Raw genomic sequence first — 17,114 nt, 5'->3', positions numbered from 1 at the left:
TGGTGGGCCGAGATGACCACGGTGCCGGCCGCGGCGGCGACCACCGCGTCACCACGGTCGGCGTCGGCGGTGCTGCCCCGGTTGAAGTCGATCTCGTACGACTTGTGCGCGCTGCTCCCGCTGGAGTTGCCCGTCCACGTCTGACCACAGGGGAACGGCAGCTGCATGGCCGGCGCCGCCAGCGTCGACACCGGCGGGACGTCCACCTGGTTGTCCGGGTTGCCCATCTCCCCCTCGTCCTCCTTCGACGAGGACGTCGGCGACGGAGACGGCGTCGGAGCGGCCCAAGCCGTCGCGATCGGGCCGGTCGTGAGGCTGAAGAGCAGGGCGAGCCCGGCCGTAAGCACCCCTCTGGTTCTCATGCGGATACCTTTCTGCGCGCACCGGAGGGGCGATGCCCCGGACGGCCCGCGAATCTTGACTGTTGACTTTGCGTAGCGCCCTTGCCGGTGATCAAGATTGGGAGCCCCACGTACAAAGAACATCCAAAAGAGCTACAAAGGCCCTCCCACCTTGGACGCTTCGCTCAACGGGGGTTCCGCACGAGGTCCGGCCCAGGGAAACGCGCGGTCATGGTGGTTGAACAGTCCGTGATCAAGGCCCTCGGGCCGTTGCATGTCCGGGGTGGCTGCGAACGGCCCTCCGATTGAGTAACCCTCGCGTCTCAGCGATCCATGGGCCGCCGGCTTTGCCCGCCTGCTCGGGATTCCCGCCTATGTATCAGGTCCTGATATATAGTGCCGGCATGGTCAGGATGACGGAAGCGACGTATTTCATCCTCGCCGCGCTGCTCGACGGCCCCCTGCATGGCTACGGGATCATCTTGCGCGTCGGCGAGCAGTCGGCCGGGCGGACTCGTATCCCTGTCGCCACGCTGTACACCACGCTGGATCGCCTGGAGGAGAACGGCCTGGTGGCGCTGGATCGGGAAGAGGTCGTAGACGGGCGGCCCCGGCGCTACTACCGCGTCACCGACGACGGCGTCGCGGCGGTGCGAGCGGAGGCGGTCCGCCTGCAGCAAGCCGCGCACCTCGTCACCGGCCGGATCGCGGTGATGGGCACGTGAGCGGACGCCTCGAACGGTGCTACCGCCTCCTGCTGCGCCTGTATCCCAGCGACTATCGAGACAAGCGCAGCGAAGAGCTCATCGACACGCTCATGCCGGCGTCCGGCCGGTTCCCCGTTCGCGAGGTCTCGGCTCTCGTGGCCGGTGCGTTCACCGCGCGCGCGTTGCGGGCGCGGGCGACCCGGGTGCCATGGTGGGCGGACGGCCTGCACCTGGGCGTGTTCGTGCTGACGGTGTTCCAACTGGCCCGCACGGTGAACCCGCTGCCCAACAATCCGATGTGGTTCGCAGGGGCGATCATCCTGACGGTCCTGATCGCCCGAGGCCGGGTACGGTTGGCGCTGCCCCTGTCCCTGGTCGTGTTCGGCGTGCTGCCCCAGGGATGGACTCCGTCGATCCGCGGCGGCGTGATCATCGTCGGCCTGGCCGTCCTGGCGATATGGCCGGGCAAGGGCCTGGCCAAACGGTCTTGGGCCTGGCTGTTGATCCCCGCCTTCTGGGCGCTGGCGCCCGTAGGCTCCATCGGGCTGTACTCCGAGCCGCCGTGGCTGGTGTTCAGACTGGGGGTCGAGGCGCTGCTGCTGGTCTGGGCGGCGTGGGCGACAATGGCGGCGCGGGACGCGCGCTGGGCGCTGGCAGGCGCCATCTATGTCTGGACCGGTCTCGCTCTCTTCCAGTTCGGTGGCGGCGACCTGACCTGGCACAGCACTCGCGACTTCCTCTACTGGGGCGGATCGTCGCTGCTCGTGCTCGTTGCCTTCGCCATGGCCCGTCGCAGCAGACGGGTGATTTGAGTGCATACGGTAACGGCGGAACGCGCTGCGGATTAAAAGCCGACAGAAATTATCCCGGCCTGCCACATCGTATTCAAAAGCCGTGACCGAGTCGCTCCGTTGCGTAATATTCCGGCCCCTGGCCATGGCCTCCGCACGAATCATCGACCTGAATATACGCCGCCGAGACCGGCTCGGTTAAGGGCGTTCCGGTCAACGTGGTGTCCCTATATCCAGCATTATTGGGTGAGGGCGGAGGCCCGGTCTCCTTCGTCGTGTTCGACCGGGCTGCGGGCCTGTAAGGCCTGGTCAGCGGCCACTTCAAGCCGCGGCGGGATGAGCCGTACGGCCTTTTGCACGCTCATCTCGCCCGGCTTCGCACCGATTCCGGTTCGAGTTGAGTGACGACCGTGAGTGCTGTTACCTTCACACGGTGGACGACAGGCGTGCACGGGCGGAGATAATCGAGGACTTTGCGGCGACGCTGCGGGAGTTACGCAACGCGGTCGGCAACCCACCATTCCGTGAGATGTCCGGCCGGTCAGGGGCGATTTCTCACACGACGTTGCATGAAGCCACGAAGGGTAACCGGCTCCCGAGTTGGGAGACCACCGTCGAATTCGTCAAGGTGTGTAACGCGGACCCGGCCGCGTACCGCGAACTCTGGGAGAGGGCGAACCAGGCGGTCAGATCGACGAGCGCCGGGGATCCCGCGATCCGCGTGGACACCTCGGTGGACGGTCTGTCCGGTGGACTCGCAGTGTCCGCCACAGAGCTTCGTACTATGCAAGCGCCCCGGTTGGTCGGCGAGACCTCGGCATCCGTGCCTACGCCGCGGCCACCGTCCGACGAGCTCGCGGGCGACATCCAGCCTCTGCTTCTCGCACCGAGGAGCAGAGGACGATTACGGCTGACCAGCGCGGCCGCGTTCGCGGCAGCGACTGTCGTCGTCGGGGCAGCGGTCCTCGTCGTGGTCGTCGTCAATCGCGGCTCCGAGCCCGAGAGAAACAGCCCGAACCCGACCGGCAGCCCATCGATCGCCGCGCTGTCCCCAGCCGATTGCCCGGTGCGTTCGACCAACCCGCCTTGGTCCCCGCCGTTGTACAAGGGTGACGCGGCCGCGTTCATCGAGGACGTCACGCTGGCCGACTGCACGCGCGTCGGTCCCGGCAAGACCATGACCAAGGTATGGCGGCTCAAGAACGCCGGGACCGTGCTGTGGAAGGGATATTCGCTGCGGCGCCTCGACCCCACGCAGCAGGCTGACCATTGCCAGACCATCTCCGACGTGCCGATCAAGGACACGCAACCTGGCGAGACGGTCGACATCCGGACCGACATCACCACGCCCAAGAAGCCCGGCTTGTGCTACGTGCGATTCAAGATGGTGGACGCTTCGGGAGCGGTCGTGTTCCCCGGAAGCCGGCCGATCAACTTCCAGATCATCGTCGACGCACTCTAGTTCCCCGACGTGCGTGGCACGCCGGGGAACCGAAGCCGGACGGTCTCAGGGGAGTCAGGAGCCGAGAACGATCCCTGTGTAGTAGTTCTGGAGGATCCTGGAGTAGCTCCAGCCCGCTCTGGCCTTATCGCGGGAGCCGTACTGCGACATCCAGTCGCCGTCGACCCAATTTCCGCAGGCCGTCGTCGTGGAGCAGTACTGGGCTCGGAAGATCTTCCCGCTGCGAGTCAGCCGGGTGCCCCAGGTCGCGTCCACCGCGGCGCTCGTCACCGCCTTCGCGGAGCCGGGCTTGTACACCTGGCTCGACGTGTGGTCGTAGACGTCGAAGCAGCGGCCGTCTGACGTCTTGCGGTTGGAGTGCAGCGCCCAGTACCAGCCGAAGTTCTTCACGGCCATCGCCCCGGCCTTGAGGGACTCGCTCGGCCAGCTCGACACCCACTCGTTGGGCAGGACGTTCTTGACGTAGGTCTTGAACTCCACCCGCTCCACGCGATCGAGGGACTTGCGGTACACGAGGATCGTCGTGGGCAGCTTGGTGTCCGTGCCGTCGGTCTTGCACCCGGTCGGCGTCGGCGATGTGGAGCTCAGGAACTGGTGCGAGGCGTTCTGGTTCTTGAGGGTGGCGTTCAGGTTGCCCTTGGCGCCTGCGGCGAAGTCCTGGTAGGTGCCGGTGTGGCCGCTGTTGAAGTAGACGCGGACGGTTTTGCTGCTGCGGTTCCAGACGGAGGCGGCGGCGTTCTTGATGCATTTGCCCTTGCCGTCGCCGGGGCCCTTGAAGTCGTAGCAGGTGGGCTGGGTGGTGGCGTAGTCGTCGATCGATCCGGTGAAGTCGGAGAGCGATCCCTGGTTGTTGCTGTTGAAGTAGTAGCAGAACTCGCCGGTGTCACAGACGCCGTCGCGGCTTGCGGCCGAGGCGGGCGATGCGGTGGCGAGGACCGTCCCGCCGAGCGCCATCACGGCGGTCGCCGCGGCCGCGAGCCGCGAGATCAGCCGGACAGTTCGTAAAGGCACAGTGGTCTTCCTCATCTTGTCGGTGGCCGCGGAGCGTTATCGGACGGTGTAGCCCTGGGAGTTCCAGAACGAGGTCGGGTTCGGGTTCTCCAGGTGCGGGTCGCCGACGCTCTTGGCCGCACGCGTCTGCTGTCCGAGACGCATCTCGACGTGGGTGTGCGCGGATGAACGGCTCGACACTCCATGCCACGACTCGGTGGCGATGACCTGGCCGCGGCTGACCTGCTGGCCCACGCGCAGGGAGGACGACGGAGCGGAGTGCAGGTAGATCACCGTCTTGTTCGCTGCGGCGTTGTAGACGGCGATCGTGGAAAGCCCGGCCCTGCCGGTGGAGCCGCGTACGACGTTGATGACCTTGCCGGCCACCAGGTTGTAAACATTCGAGCCGATGCCGCGGGCGATGTCGATGCCCTCGTGCCGGCCGGAGGTGGAGGTGTAACCGTCGAAGCCGCAGGTGATCGTGGCGCTGGCCTTGTAGAGCGAGGTCGACATGTTGCTGCGCGACGGTGACGACGACGGGCTGAACTGGTGCGAGGCGTTCTGGTTCTTGAGGGTGGCGTTCAGGTTGCCCTTGGCGCCTGCGGCGAAGTCCTGGTAGGTGCCGGTGTGGCCGCTGTTGAAGTAGACGCGGACGGTTTTGCTGCTGCGGTTCCAGACGGAGGCGGCGGCGTTCTTGATGCATTTGCCCTTGCCGTCGCCGGGGCCCTTGAAGTCGTAGCAGGTGGGCTGGGTGGTGGCGTAGTCGTCGATCGATCCGGTGAAGTCGGAGAGCGACCCTTGGTTGTTGCTGTTGAAGTAGTAGCAGAACTCGCCGGTATCGCAGACGCCGTCGCGGCTTGCGGCCGAGGCGGGCGATGTGGTGGCGAGGACGGTCCCGCTGAGTGCCATCGCTGCGGTCGTCGCGGTGAGGATCCTGGTGAGCGTTCTCATGTGCTGTTCCTTTTCTATGTGCGGAGTCTGGGTTTCGGATGGAGGAGTCAGCGGCGCTGGTACTCCTCCCAGGTACGGATGGTCACCTTCGGGCCGTCGTCCGGGCCGCGGCCGGCGAGCCCGTTCAGGCCGAGGTAGTAGTCACCGATCTGGTGCTGGGCCTGGCCGGAGAGGCTGGTGTCGTTGATGGCGGTGGCGTGGATGTGCCACGGCCAGTCGTCCTGCTGGGGGTTACGCAGCCATGCGGCGAAGCCGACAAGGCGCAACGCGCGGACGGCCGCGGTGCGGGTGGCGGAATTCATCCCCTTGACCGAGACGTCGACGACGCCCCCGCCGTCGTGGGTGCCCGCGGATGTGGGGTCGCCGCCGGGGTTGTACGAGCCCTGATCCAGCTTGAGGTCGCGGCCGAGTAGCCGCTTGGCCTCCGCCAGCATGTTTCGTGTGCGAGCGTTGATGACGAAACCGCCGGTGGACACCCGGCTGCCCGGGTCGATGACGCCGGTGACCTTGAAGCGGCCGGCACCGAGCTTGGTGAGCGACGTCTTGCCCGGCAGGCCGTTGGCGTCGAGACCGCTGAGGCCGAGCGACTTCTGGTACTTCGCGTAGGCGGTGACCGTTGTGGAGCCGAAGTAGCCGTCCACCCACTTCGCGTCGAGAAAGCGTCCGTCACGCAGCGCCTCCTCAACGAGGAGCACGCTGGCCTTGGCGCCCGGAGTCAGCGTATTGTCGGGACGCCGCGGGTCGATCTGGGCCGCCTTGACGGTGGCTTCCATGTTCACGCTCGGAAGGGCCTCAGCGTCAGCCGTCTGTGTCGCCGCCGACGCCTCGGACACTCCCGTCAGCGAAGTGAACAGGACGGCCGCCATGAGGGCGGCGGCGCGTGAGGGCAGCTTCATCGTTACTCCTGGTTCAGGGGCTGGGGCGATTCCGGTCTGGCGGGACCCAACGTTCCGGTTCGCTCGCGTGTCCGGTAGGAGATCGGTGTTGTCAGCCTGTTCGACAGGCTTTTCCGTACGGGCGTACGCGCCGTTTGACAGGTGATCCGATGGCGGGAAACACCAGCTCAGACCGGGTTATGAGGCGGCACATGAGCTCACGTGCGGCCGAGGTCGTCTGAGGCGGTCACGTACGCGGGCGGCTCGGTTCCCGAACGCTCCGCGGGTCCCCGTTGCCGCCCGCCCAGAGCCTTCGGCCGCTCGGAGAAGTCCCCGGCCTGCCCGCTACCGCCGGTATTTGTTGGGCATAGGGTGGGCGCCATGGGGCTGCAATTCGTTCAGGTGAATTTCAAGGCTCGGGATGACTCGGCGCTCGGCCGGTTCTGGGCGGAGGCGCTCGGCTGGGGTGTTTCCAGCGAGGGACCCGGCGTGACCAACGTCGAGCCCATCGGTTTCGTCTGGCCGGACCCCGTCGCCGTCTGCGTCGATGTCGTCACCGTCCCGGACCCCGAATCGGTGAAGTACCGCGTGCACATCGATCTCGCCACCACCTCTGCGGCCCATCAGACGGAGTTGGTCGCGCGCCTGAAGGAGCTCGGTGCGACGCCCGCCGATGTGGGCCAGGGTGACGTCCCGTGGACGGTGCTGGCCGACCCGGAGGGCAACGTGTTCTGCGTGCTGGAGCCTCGGGAGATCTACCGGGACACCGGGCCGATCGCCGCGGTGGTGGTCGACTGCGCGGACCCGCGGGCCATGGCCCGGTTCTGGGGCGAGGCGATGGACTGGACCGTGCACGAGGTGACCGACGATCACGCGCGGCTGCGCTCCGCCAAGGGCGTCGGGCCCTACCTTGAGTTCCTCCGCACAGCGCCCGGTGCGAAGACCGTGTGGAACCGCGTCCATCTCGACCTGCTGCCGTACCGTGGTGAGGATCAGGCGGCGGAGGTGGCCCGGCTGCAGGCCCTCGGCGCGACGCTCGCCGACGTCGGCCAGGGCGACGTCCCGTGGATGGTCCTCGCCGACCCGGAGGGCAACGAGTTCTGCGTCCTCCGTCCGGCGGCAGCCTGACGCGGAGCCTGTGTGCCGGAGAGCGGCAAGCCGCTCGACGTAATCGCGTCGGAGACCGGCCGGCTCTCAGGACGACACTCCGTAGCGGGTGGCGAGCGCGGTGGCGCGGTTACGCAGGGAGTCGCGCAACCACTGCGGGGACAGGGCTTCCGCGCTCGTGCTGAGCTGCCACAGCGCCCATTCGGCGTGTCTCGAATCTTGGAAGGCCACCTCCATCCGCAGCCAGCCGTCTGAGTCGGCTTCCTCGGCGCGGACGGCCAGCGCGGTGCCCAGCAGGTCCTCCCGTCGCGCCGGGTTCACCCGTAGCAGCACGGTGACCTGGTCGCCGCCGGTCCGGAACCGCGTGCTGCGTTCCTGCCAGGCCCGGTCCAGATCGACCCGGTCCGGTCGCTGCGCGGGTTCGTCGAGTTCCTGGGCGGCCAGGACCCGGGACAGCCGGTAGGTGCGGTCCGCGCCAGACCTCGTGGCCAACAGGTAGCCCTGGTCGCGTACGGTGACCAGGCCGATCGGGTCCACCGTGCGCCACTTCGGGCTCTGGTCCAGAGCCGCGTAGTGGATGCGCAGCTTGTGTCCGGCGAGCACCGCGCGCCGGACCTCGGCCACCACGGTGTCAGGCACCTCCTCGGCGACCAGCCGACGCGAGAGGAGGTCGGTCTCCGGGTCGATGAGCAATCGCTCGGCCGCGCCGGCCGCAGTGTCCCGATAGCTTTCGGGCAGCGCGTCAACCACCTTGAGCATCGCCGAAGCGAGCGCCGAGCCGAGGCCGAACGCCTGCGCGCCGCGCCGCGATCCGGCGATCAGCAGGGCAAGGGCCTCGTCGTGGTTCAGTCCGGTGAGCTCGGTCCGGAAGCCGGGCAACAACGCGAAACCGCCGTGCCGGCCGCGTTCGGCGTAGACCGGGACGCCGGCTGAGGACAGCGCCTCGATGTCGCGCAGCACGGTGCGGGTGGATACCTCCAGCTCGCGGGCCAGCGCGACCGCGGACAGCCGACCGTGCTGCCGCAGCAGCAGCACCAGCGAGACCAACCGGTCGGCACGCACACGGAAACATTACAAGCAATACACGACACAGGATGTCGTGATTTGTTGGGAGGCTCATCAGCGCGACCAGGAAGATGACGGCTACCGAGCCGATCTACGTGCATCAATCGAACGGAGCTGATGTGGCAATGGAGCGAACGGCGGTCAACCCGTGGGCGTGGTCGGTGGAGATGGGCTACAACCAGGGTGAGGTCGTCTCCGGGCACACCCGGACCCTGTACTGCTCCGGGCAGACCGCGATGAGCGGCGACGGCAAGCCCCAGCATGCCGAGGACATGGCGGCGCAGCTGGCGCTGAGCCTCGACAACCTGGAGGCCGTGCTCGGCGAGGCCGGCATGTCCCTCGCGAACCTCGTCCGGCTCAACGTCTACACCACCGACGTCGATCGGCTCTTCGAGCACTACGGCGTGCTGGCGTCGCGGTTGGGCGCCGCCGGGGTGGCGCCGTCCACCACGATGCTCGGGGTGACGCGGCTGGCGATCCCCGACCTGATGGTCGAGCTTGAGGGAACCGCCGTCGCGTGATGGGCCTCGCCGCCTCCCCCGGAGGCGGCACGAGCCGGCAGGCAGGTGGGTGATTTCCGGTGCTCAGAATGGTGACAATCGGCGTGTACGGCTTCGACGGGGAGTCCTTCCTGCACCGACTGCGACACGCGGACGTCCGCCTGCTGCTCGACGTACGCCAGCGCCGCGGTGTCCGCGGACCCGAGTACGCCTGGGCGAACTCACTCCGGCTGCAGGCGGCCCTCGCCCATGCCGGGATCACCTACGAGCACCACCTCGAGCTCGCCCCGACCACCGAGTTACGTCGGCTCCAGTACGCCGACGACGACCGCCAAGGACCGAGCGGCACCGCGTCACGATCGAGCACCTGCGCCCGTTGTGACGCGTGCAGCGCAGGAGCGCCCGTACGATCACGGCGCCGCGGAGTGACTCACCTGCGCGGCGACGTCTCCGTCCGCGATCCACGCGCAGCCGCTGGCCGGGCTTCCGGCGAAGGCGATGACCGTGTCCAGCTGGTCACGGGTGCGGGTCAACGCGGCGATCTGGGCATCGATGCGATCACGCTCGGCGGCCAGCCGGGCGCGCGATTCGGGGGTGCTGACCTTGGCATCGACGCAGGGCAGCAGCTCGGCGATGGTCCGGCTGGACAGGCCGGCGGAGTAGAGCATCTGGATCAGCTGAACGCGGTCGGCCGCCGCTTCGGGATAGTGTCGCTGCCCGGAGCCGCTCCGGCCCGCCTCCAGCAGCCCCTGCTCCTCGTAGTAACGCAAGGCCCGCACGCTGACGCCCGACCGCGCCGCCAACTCGCCGATACGCACCGTGACCTCCATCACAACACTTGCCTCTGACGTCAACGTCAGGTTTTAGGCTATCCGGTATGCAGATCAACGGAGCACATGTGCTGGTCACCGGCGCCAACCGGGGCCTGGGCCGGCAATTCGTCCTTTCCCTCCTCGACCGCGGCGCCGGCAAGGTGTACGCCACCGCCCGCCGTCCCGACCTCATCGACGTACCGGGAGTCATCCCGCTGCGCCTGGACATCACGGACCCGGCGTCGGTCGCCGCCGCGGCCGCCGCGGCACCCGACGTGAAGATCGTCATCAACAACGCGGGCATCTCCACCGGCGCGAACCTCGTCACCGGCGACCTCGACACGATCCGCCGCGAGATGGACACCCACTTCTACGGCACCCTCAACGTGATCCGCGCCTTCGCGCCCCAACTGGCCGACGGCGCGATCCTCAACGTCCTGTCGGCGATCTCGTGGCTCGCCTTCAACGGCGCGGGCGCCTACCACGCGGCCAAGGCCGCCGAGTGGGCGCTCACCAACAGCGTCCGCCTGGAGCTGGCCGACCAGCGCACTCTGGTGACGGGCCTGCACCTCGGCGCCGCGGACACCGACATGATGGCCTGGTACGACGGCGACAAGACCGCCCCCGAGACGATCGTCGCGGCCGCCCTCGACGGCATCGAGGCGCACCGGGCAGAGGTGCTCGCCGACGCCTGGAGCCACCAGGTGAAGGCGTGGCTGTCCGAGGACCCGAGCGTCATCTACCGGGAAGCCGCGGCCGCCCTCACGGCCTGACCTTTACTGGGCCAGGGTCCGGTCAGCCCGGCGATGCGTGAACGGGCTTCTCTTACGACGGTGAGCTGATTCGTTCCAGCTCATGTCGGTAGGCGTCGAGGACGAGGCCGTGAAAATGGTGGACCGCGTGCTCGGACAACCCGGACTCCTGGGGGTTATAGACGATCTTCCCCTGGGTGAAGGCAGGAGTGCGCATCCCGCGCTGGACGCTCTCCACCAAGGCGATGTCCTCCACCTGGAGAATCTCGTCGATGTAGCGGATGCTGTCCAGCTCGGCCTCGTTCGGCTCCGCGGTCTCCAGGTAGAAGTCCCAGATCTCGCGAGTGCGTTCCGGCCCGTCAGGGACGATCTGCAGCACCATGAAGTTTCCGCGGCCGGGATAGCGCAGCAGGCAGGTGTTGGGCCACAGCCACCAGACCGCGTGCTCGGTGACCGTCGCCCCCGACACGTCGTAGGCGGTGTTCTCCGCTTTCCCCGCCTGGGCCATATGACTGGAGTAGATCCCGTACGTGGTGACCTTGTAGGTGCTCATGTCGACCAGGGACACAAAGTCCTTGTGGGCCACGTGGCAGTGGTAGCACTCCAGGAAGTTGTCGACGACGTTCTTCCAGTTGGAGGCGATGTCGTACGTGAGCCGGCGGGCGAGGGTCAACTTCGCCACGTCCGGCGCCCGCGCCTCGATCTCCGCCTCCAGGCCGCCGGCCTGCTCCGGCAGCGGGGTCGCCCCGGGGTCGAGGTTGACGTAGACCATGCCGCCGAACTCGGCAACCTGGATCTGATCCAGGCACACCGCGGAGGGGTCGAAGCCCGGCATGGCACCGGTGTTGCGTGCTCGCCTCAGCCGGCCAGTCAGGTCGAAGTTCCAGGCGTGGTACGGGCACACGATGCTGCGCCGGACGCCGGAGCCGGACAGTAGTTCGTGCGCCCGGTGCTTGCACACGTTGTAGAACGCCCGCAGCGTGCCGGCCTCGTCCCGGACGGCGACGATCGGCATGCCGGCCACCGTGCCCGTCACGTAACTGCCTGCCTCCCGCAGCTTCTCCACATGGCACAGCCACTGCCACGTACGCGCGAAGATCGCCCGCTGGTCGACGTCGAACCACTTCACATCGGTGTAGGCATCGGCATGCAAGGACATCGACAGCGCGGGATCGGGGTCGTATCCGGCCGAAATGTGATCAATTTCGGGGGCTGAGTCCGAGGCCACCGTACCTCCAATGCAGGCACCGAATAAGAGCCTAATGATCCTTCCGATGGGGATTCAAGGCTCCCAGCCCCGCAACGCCGGCATCGTCGCGCCGGTCACGTATGCGACCTCATCGCGGGCCGACAACAGCCACCCGATCACGACGAGCGGCCGGGGATACCTGACAAGATCGCGCCTCCAGGAGCGGCAGGCCCGCCGCGTACCGGCGGAAGAAGCCGGCGGTCGGGGTGTCCGCCGTCGCGACGACGTCCGGGGTGCCCTCCGCGATCACCGCACCTCCCTTCGGCCCGGCCCCCGGCCCCAGGTCGATCACCCAGTCCGCGGACGCGGCCACGGGGATGTCATGCTCCGCCACGACGACGGTGTTGCCCGATTCGAGCAGCACATCGAGCGCGTCCACCACCCGCTGGATGTCAGACGGGTGCAGGCCCGAGACGGGCTCGTCGAGAACGACGAGGCCGGCCCTGCGGCTCGCCGCACCGCGTTGGATCGCGGACGCCAGCTTCAGCCGCTGCGCCTCGCCGCCGGACAGCTCTGTCGCACTCTGGCCGAGTTGGAGATAACCGAGCCCGACCTGGTTCAAGGCTCCCAGGGTCTCCGCGAGCTGCCGGGGCTCGGAGAACTGCTCCACGGCCTCGGCGACGGTCAGCTCCAGCACCTGATCGATGGCCAACCCCTGATACCTGATCTCCAAAGCCTCCGGCTTGTAGCGCCGGCCCTCGCACGCGTCGCAGACCACCCACACATCCGGCAGGAAGTGCATGTCAACCAGCTTGCGGCCATAGCCGGTGCAGATCTCGCAGCGGCCACCACCCGCGGTGTTGAAGCTGAACCAGGAGGCATCGACCCCGCGCCCGCGCGCCGCGCCGGTTTCGGCGAACAGCCTGCGGACGATGTCGAACGCCTTGCTGTAGGTAGCCGGGTTGGACCGCGGCGTCCGCCCGAGCGGTTCCTGATCGACGACGGCGACCCAGCCGAACCCCGCGAGGCCGGTCACCTCCCGCACCATGTCGGTCGCCGTCCCGTTCAGGGCGGCCTCCACGCTCGTCCCGAGCGCGCCGAGCAGGCTGCTCTTGCCGCTGCCGCTCACCCCGGTCAGGCAGGTGAGCCGACCGGCGGGGAAACGTACCAGGTCCGCGGTCACGTTCTGCGCACGCAGGCCGTGCAGCTCCACCCAGCCGGTGTCATCCCCGACCGGGCGGCGGGTCCGGCGTAGCCGCGGCCCCTCGCCGGCCAGATAGCGGCCGGTCAGCGACTTCGGGTGGGCGGCCGCGTCGGCGGGCGGCCCCGACACCAGCACCTCACCGCCGAGGCGGCCCGCGCCGGGCCCCATGTCGATCACCCAGTCGGCTCGGGCGATCAGCTCAGGGTCGTGCTCGACCAGGAGCACCGTGTTGCCGGCCGCGCGCAGCTCCAGGGCGATGTCGAGCAGGTGCGCCTTGTCCGCCGGATGCAGCCCGGTTCCGGGCTCGTCCAGGACGAAGATGATGCCGCTCAACTCGGTGCTGAGCTGCGCGGCGAGCCGGGTCCGCTGCAACTCACCCCCGGACAGCGTCGCCGCGCTCCGGGACAGCTGGAGATGGGCGAGGCCGAGCCGGTCAAGGATCGCGAGCCTGCGGCCCAGGTCCTGCAGCAGCGGCTCACCCACCTCGCGCTGCCGGGCGCCCAGGTCGCCGGCCACCCGCTCCGCCCAGCTGCGCACCTCCCGTACGTCCACCTCGAGCAGGTCGGGGAAGGCCAGCCCGCCGAGCCGCACGGACCGGGCCACCTGGTCGTACCCGCTGCCGCCGCAGGTGCCACACGGCTGCTTGCGCATGTACGGCAGGTAGCGCTGCTTGGCGCTGGAGGTCTGGGCGTTCACGAACACCCGCTCCACCTCGGCGAGCGCGCCCCGCAGCGGCTGGCTCGAGGTGTAGGTGACCGAGACCGTCTCCTTTTTGCTGGTCATGTCGACGGTCGCCTCGACCTTCTCGTCACCCGTGCCGTACAGCACACAGTGGCGGAACTCCTCAGGCAGCGACCGCCACGGCCGGCCGAGGTCCACGCCGCGTTTCTCGGCGAGCGCCGGTACGAACGCGTGCTCCCCCGACCGCCACTTCGCGTACCAGGGCGAGGCCCCCTCGAAGAGCGGAAGCTCCGGGTGGGTGATGACCAGGTCCTCCTGCGCCTGCCAGCGCCCGCCCACGCCGTGGCAGTCCGCACAGCTCCCTTCCGGCGTGTTGCGGTCGAAGTGAGCGGTCGTCAGCTGCCCGTCTCCGCTCTCCGCAGCCGGGTCCGCGCCGATTCCCGGAAGGCGCGAGTACAGCAGCCCCAGGTGCCCGTCGATACCGGTGATCGTCGCGACCGTGGAGCGGGGGTTGCGGTTCAGGCGGCGCTGGTCGACCGCGAGCGTCGCGCCGAGTCCCAGGATGCGGTCGACCTTCGGCCGGTTGCGCTGGGTGATGTACTGGCGTACGAACGGCGAAAGCCCCTCCAGATACCGCAGTTGCGCCTCGTTGTGCAGGGTGTCGACGGCCAGCGAGGTCTTGCCGCTGCCGCTCACTCCGGTGAAGGCGACAAGCCGCCCTTTGGGGATGCTCACCGACACGTCCCGCAGGTTGTTGGTACGAGCCCCCACCACCTCGATGGTCTCGACGTCCCGTACGAATGCGGTCAACCTTCGTCCCCATCGTGCGACGCCGCAGTGAGCTTGGCGATGTCGGGGGCGTAGGCGGTCATCCAGTGCGGATGCAGCCGGTAGTAGACCACGTCGTTGTCCCAGTCGAAGGCGTCGTCGCCGTAGAAGTCCTTGAAGTACGCGAGCAGGTCCGGCCAGTCCGCGGCCGGCTCGCCGTTCCGGGGGTTGAGGATCTCCACCGTGCCGTGCGTGAACACGCCCAGGTCCTCGCCGCGCATGTGCGCGACGCTGACGGCGGGGCGGGCGGCCAGGTGGCGGGCCTTGGCGGCGCCGGGCGCCGTGCCGAAGTGCCACTTGCCGTGCAGGAAATGCCCGTCCGCGCCACTGATTCGCGGCTCGCCCTTGGCCGTCACGGTGGACAGGGCCAGGGTGCACATGCCGGTGAGGAGTCCGGTGAGTTGCTCTGCGGTCAGCGTCCTCTCGGTGTTGATGATCGAGCGGAGGTGCGCGTTGGAGCTGGAGAGGGAGGCGTCCAGGAGGACCTGGAGCCTTTTGAGATCTTCTGGTGTTTCGCGCATCGAGGCCCTGTCTATCCGTCTATCCGTGTCACCGGTCCACGTCCGCCGACCGGTGACACGATCCTCGACCAAAAACCCGACACCTTCTGTCGTATTTTCCGGCGTTCTGCGGACGCCATGTCATCCAGGTGCGCGGAGCAGCCGGACGGCGTCGGCGATGACCACGCCGTTCGCGTTGTTGCTCAGCTCGACCCTGCCCACCCCTTCGCTGATGCGGTACGTGCCGAGCGAGACCCAGGACCCGCCGCGCGGCTCCGTCACACCGCTCCTGCGCTGATCGACGCGTACGAGCGTTGTCCCACTGGCATGACGGACCGTGAAGGGAGCGTTGCTCGCGCGGTTCTCATGCGCGGTGTACGAGACCTGTACCTCGTAGTCGCCGGTGAGCGGGACCACGGGCCGCCACCGGACGACGTGCCCGCCCGTGCCGGCGGGGGCGTAGTGGTAGTTGCCGCCCCGGTAGCCGGGCACGCTCGAGCTGGCCGACCAGGTGCCGCTGATGACTTCGTAGCCGAGTTCGTCGTTGTCGACCACCGCCTCTTCCCGTACGTCGGGTTGGGAGGGCGCGTCGATCAGGCTCAGCGTGTCCAGCGAGACCAGCCTGCCGCCGCCGCGGCCCACCCCGGAAGCGGTGAACCGGATCTTGTGCGAGCCGGCCGTCAGAACGAGGCTGCCGAGTTGCGCGACGTCGTGGCCGTCAGCCCGGTCGGCGGTGGTGTCCACCAGCGCGGCCCTGGGTTTGACGCCGTCGACCGAGACCGTGACCAGACCTCCGTCAGCGGTACGGAAGTAGCGCAGCAGCAGCTCATAGGTTCCCGGTGCCGGGACGTTCACGGTGTATTCGAAGTACGTGCCGGTCTGGGAAGTGGTGAACGCCACCCGTTTCCCGCCGCGGGCCAAGGGGTCCTGGACGACGGACATGGTGCCGCCGGACGTGGCGGCGCCGGTGGTGAGGTCGATGAGACGTTCGGTGTAGCCGGGGCCGCCGGACAGGCTGTCCCGGCCGCCGCTCAGCCATTCGAGCGAGAACCGGCTCATGACCACGCGGCGGGGGAAGCTCGGGTCGTCGCCGTCACGGCCGTAGAGGAGCAGGATCCTGCCGTCGGAGAGCCGGCCGAGTTCGGAGTAGTACGACCGGCCCTCGTTGATCACGCGGCTGTAGCGGAATGAGTGCGCGTCGTCGTAGCTGATCGACACGGTCAGGTTGGTACGGACGGGGGAGTCGGGGCGGCTGAACAGCACCCGGCTCACTTCGGACGTGCCCGGCCCGCCCGTGTAGCGCAGCAGGCTGGCGTCCACGGCGTTGAACGTGCCGGTGGCCCCGTCGAGCTGCGGCGGCGACCAGCTGAGCCCACGATCGGCGCTGACCGACACGATCCGCTGCCGGTTGCCGCCCGCCGCGGCCCGGCCGTTGATCAGCACCGTGCCGTCGGACCTCTGGATCAGCCTGGCCTCGTTGATGGGGTAGTCGGCGGAGACGGGCACCTCCCCGGTGGCGTGCCAGGTCTTGCCGTGGTCGTCGCTGTAGATCGACGCCACGCCGTAGCGGCGTTCGGCCACGGTGTTGCCGGTGACCTCGCGGCGGTGGGCGCAGTTGAGCAGCAGCCGGCCGTTGTCCAGCTGGATGCCGTGTCCGGGGCCGGGGCCGTGCAGCGTCCATTCGTAGGGGAACTGGCTGAACAGGCCTGACATATCGCGCGGCGCGCTCCAGGTGAGACCGCCGTCTGCGCTGGAGATCATGAAGAGGTCGCCCTTGTCGCCGGAGCAGCCGGTGTTCTCCGGCAGCCGGGTGGAGAGCATGTAGAACAGGAAGATGCCGCCGGTGAGCCGGTCGACCACGAAGGTCGGGTTCCCCCACGACTGGCCTCCGACCGAGGCGACCAGCGTTCGGGTCGGCTCCCAGGTGTCGCCGCCGTCGGGGCTACGGCGTACGAGCAGGTCTCGGGGGCCCGCGTCGCACACCTCGTGGCGGCCTTCCGTGACGACCAGGATGGTGTCGTCCGGCAGCACGGCCAGCCCGTGGACGTGGTAGCTCTCCAGCGGATCCACGGTGTTGTCCCACAGCGTCGTCTCGTCGAAGGCCGTGCTGTCGGACCGTGTCGCCCGCCGCCTGGACGTCGTCGCGTCCGCGGACAGGGCGGGACCGAGTGCGACGGTCAACGAGGCCGCGGCGACTCCGAGGCCGAAGGCTCTGCGCCCGATGAGGGGGTGATGGGGATCTGGCTGTGGCATGTGCTGCCTCCGGAGTGGGGGGTGGGGGCCGGGGCCGGCGATCCGTCACGAGCAGGTACGGGGGCGGGAGTCTGAGGGTCGCCGCGGAGATCATCTCACCGGATGG

15 protein-coding genes and 2 pseudogenes are annotated in these 17,114 nt (G+C 68.4%); 7 read left to right on the top strand and 10 right to left on the bottom strand.

Annotation, left to right across the window (positions count from 1 at the left end; all coding sequences use genetic code 11):
* A pseudogene (locus AB0L65_RS49120) lies at window positions 1-362 on the bottom strand (M23 family peptidase); the annotation flags it as partial.
* 383 nt (window positions 363-745) lie between these two features.
* Between AB0L65_RS49120 and AB0L65_RS49115 the strand changes: the two are divergent.
* The 3 genes from AB0L65_RS49115 to AB0L65_RS49105 all read left to right on the top strand — a co-directional run bounded on the left by AB0L65_RS49115 (window position 746) and on the right by AB0L65_RS49105 (window position 3,301).
* Window positions 746-1,066 carry a PadR family transcriptional regulator gene (locus AB0L65_RS49115; protein WP_364261367.1) on the top strand — a complete coding sequence of 107 codons (321 nt, stop codon included), beginning with the start codon at window positions 746-748 and terminating at the stop codon, window positions 1,064-1,066.
* The gene (locus AB0L65_RS49110; protein WP_364261364.1) at window positions 1,063-1,860 is read left to right on the top strand and encodes a hypothetical protein; all 798 of its coding nucleotides are present in this window, start codon (window positions 1,063-1,065) and stop codon (window positions 1,858-1,860) included. Before AB0L65_RS49115 ends, AB0L65_RS49110 begins: the two co-directional genes overlap by 4 nt.
* A 412-nt stretch (window positions 1,861-2,272) precedes the next feature.
* A complete protein-coding gene (locus AB0L65_RS49105; protein WP_364261361.1) occupies window positions 2,273-3,301 on the top strand; it encodes an NBR1-Ig-like domain-containing protein in 1,029 nt (342 codons plus the stop codon).
* A 54-nt stretch (window positions 3,302-3,355) separates the two neighbouring features.
* On the opposite strand, the gene AB0L65_RS49100 is transcribed toward AB0L65_RS49105, so the two are convergent.
* From AB0L65_RS49100 to AB0L65_RS49090, 3 genes are read right to left on the bottom strand one after another with little or no spacing between them, the layout of a single operon-like run.
* Window positions 3,356-4,312: a SpoIID/LytB domain-containing protein gene (locus tag AB0L65_RS49100; RefSeq protein ID WP_364261358.1), complete on the bottom strand. Its 957-nt coding sequence runs from the start codon at window positions 4,310-4,312 to the stop codon at window positions 3,356-3,358.
* 36 nt (window positions 4,313-4,348) lie between these two features.
* Window positions 4,349-5,242 (bottom strand): peptidase inhibitor family I36 protein, encoded by an 894-nt coding sequence (locus tag AB0L65_RS49095; protein ID WP_364261355.1) that lies wholly within the window; start codon window positions 5,240-5,242, stop codon window positions 4,349-4,351.
* Between the two features lie 47 nt (window positions 5,243-5,289).
* Window positions 5,290-6,138, bottom strand: a complete 849-nt coding sequence (locus AB0L65_RS49090; RefSeq protein ID WP_364261352.1) for a peptidoglycan-binding protein — start codon at window positions 6,136-6,138, stop codon at window positions 5,290-5,292.
* A gap of 360 nt (window positions 6,139-6,498) precedes the next feature.
* On the opposite strand from AB0L65_RS49090, the gene AB0L65_RS49085 reads away from it, so the two are divergent.
* Window positions 6,499-7,245, top strand: coding sequence for a VOC family protein (locus AB0L65_RS49085; RefSeq protein ID WP_364261349.1), 747 nt, complete (start codon window positions 6,499-6,501; stop codon window positions 7,243-7,245).
* A 66-nt stretch (window positions 7,246-7,311) separates the two neighbouring features.
* On the opposite strand, the gene AB0L65_RS49080 is transcribed toward AB0L65_RS49085, so the two are convergent.
* On the bottom strand, window positions 7,312-8,286 hold the full coding sequence (locus AB0L65_RS49080; protein WP_364261346.1) for a WYL domain-containing protein: 975 nt from the start codon (window positions 8,284-8,286) through the stop codon (window positions 7,312-7,314).
* Between the two features lie 128 nt (window positions 8,287-8,414).
* On the opposite strand from AB0L65_RS49080, the gene AB0L65_RS49075 reads away from it, so the two are divergent.
* A complete protein-coding gene (locus AB0L65_RS49075; protein ID WP_364261382.1) occupies window positions 8,415-8,810 on the top strand; it encodes a RidA family protein in 396 nt (131 codons plus the stop codon).
* 68 nt (window positions 8,811-8,878) lie between these two features.
* Window positions 8,879-9,100 (top strand): annotated as a pseudogene (locus AB0L65_RS49070) (DUF488 family protein); the annotation flags it as partial.
* A gap of 99 nt (window positions 9,101-9,199) precedes the next feature.
* Here AB0L65_RS49070 and AB0L65_RS49065 read toward each other — a convergent pair.
* Window positions 9,200-9,607, bottom strand: coding sequence for a MerR family transcriptional regulator (locus AB0L65_RS49065; protein WP_364261343.1), 408 nt, complete (start codon window positions 9,605-9,607; stop codon window positions 9,200-9,202).
* Window positions 9,608-9,666: 59 nt separating this feature from the next.
* Here AB0L65_RS49065 and AB0L65_RS49060 point away from each other — a divergent pair, with 59 nt between their 5' ends.
* Complete coding sequence (locus AB0L65_RS49060) at window positions 9,667-10,374, top strand: SDR family oxidoreductase (RefSeq protein WP_364261340.1); 708 nt, start codon at window positions 9,667-9,669, stop codon at window positions 10,372-10,374.
* A 52-nt stretch (window positions 10,375-10,426) separates the two neighbouring features.
* Here AB0L65_RS49060 and AB0L65_RS49055 read toward each other — a convergent pair whose 3' ends face one another.
* From AB0L65_RS49055 to AB0L65_RS49040, 4 genes are all read right to left on the bottom strand, one after another.
* Window positions 10,427-11,581 carry an SRPBCC family protein gene (locus AB0L65_RS49055; RefSeq protein WP_364261337.1) on the bottom strand — a complete coding sequence of 385 codons (1,155 nt, stop codon included), beginning with the start codon at window positions 11,579-11,581 and terminating at the stop codon, window positions 10,427-10,429.
* Window positions 11,582-11,690: 109 nt separating this feature from the next.
* Window positions 11,691-14,237: an excinuclease ABC subunit UvrA gene (locus AB0L65_RS49050; protein ID WP_364261334.1), complete on the bottom strand. Its 2,547-nt coding sequence runs from the start codon at window positions 14,235-14,237 to the stop codon at window positions 11,691-11,693.
* The gene (locus AB0L65_RS49045) at window positions 14,234-14,776 is read right to left on the bottom strand and encodes a pyridoxamine 5'-phosphate oxidase family protein (RefSeq protein WP_364261331.1); all 543 of its coding nucleotides are present in this window, start codon (window positions 14,774-14,776) and stop codon (window positions 14,234-14,236) included. The genes AB0L65_RS49050 and AB0L65_RS49045 overlap by 4 nt, the downstream gene beginning before the upstream one ends.
* 120 nt (window positions 14,777-14,896) lie before the next feature.
* A complete protein-coding gene (locus AB0L65_RS49040) occupies window positions 14,897-17,008 on the bottom strand; it encodes an exo-alpha-sialidase (RefSeq protein ID WP_364261328.1) in 2,112 nt (703 codons plus the stop codon).
* Between the last annotated feature and the right edge of the window lie 106 nt (window positions 17,009-17,114).

The organism is Nonomuraea sp. NPDC052116, assembly GCF_040680035.1.
Lineage (GTDB): Bacteria > Actinomycetota > Actinomycetes > Streptosporangiales > Streptosporangiaceae > Nonomuraea > Nonomuraea angiospora_A.
Note: the sequence above shows the minus strand (reverse complement) of the source record. Positions and strands in the feature narration are given on the sequence as shown.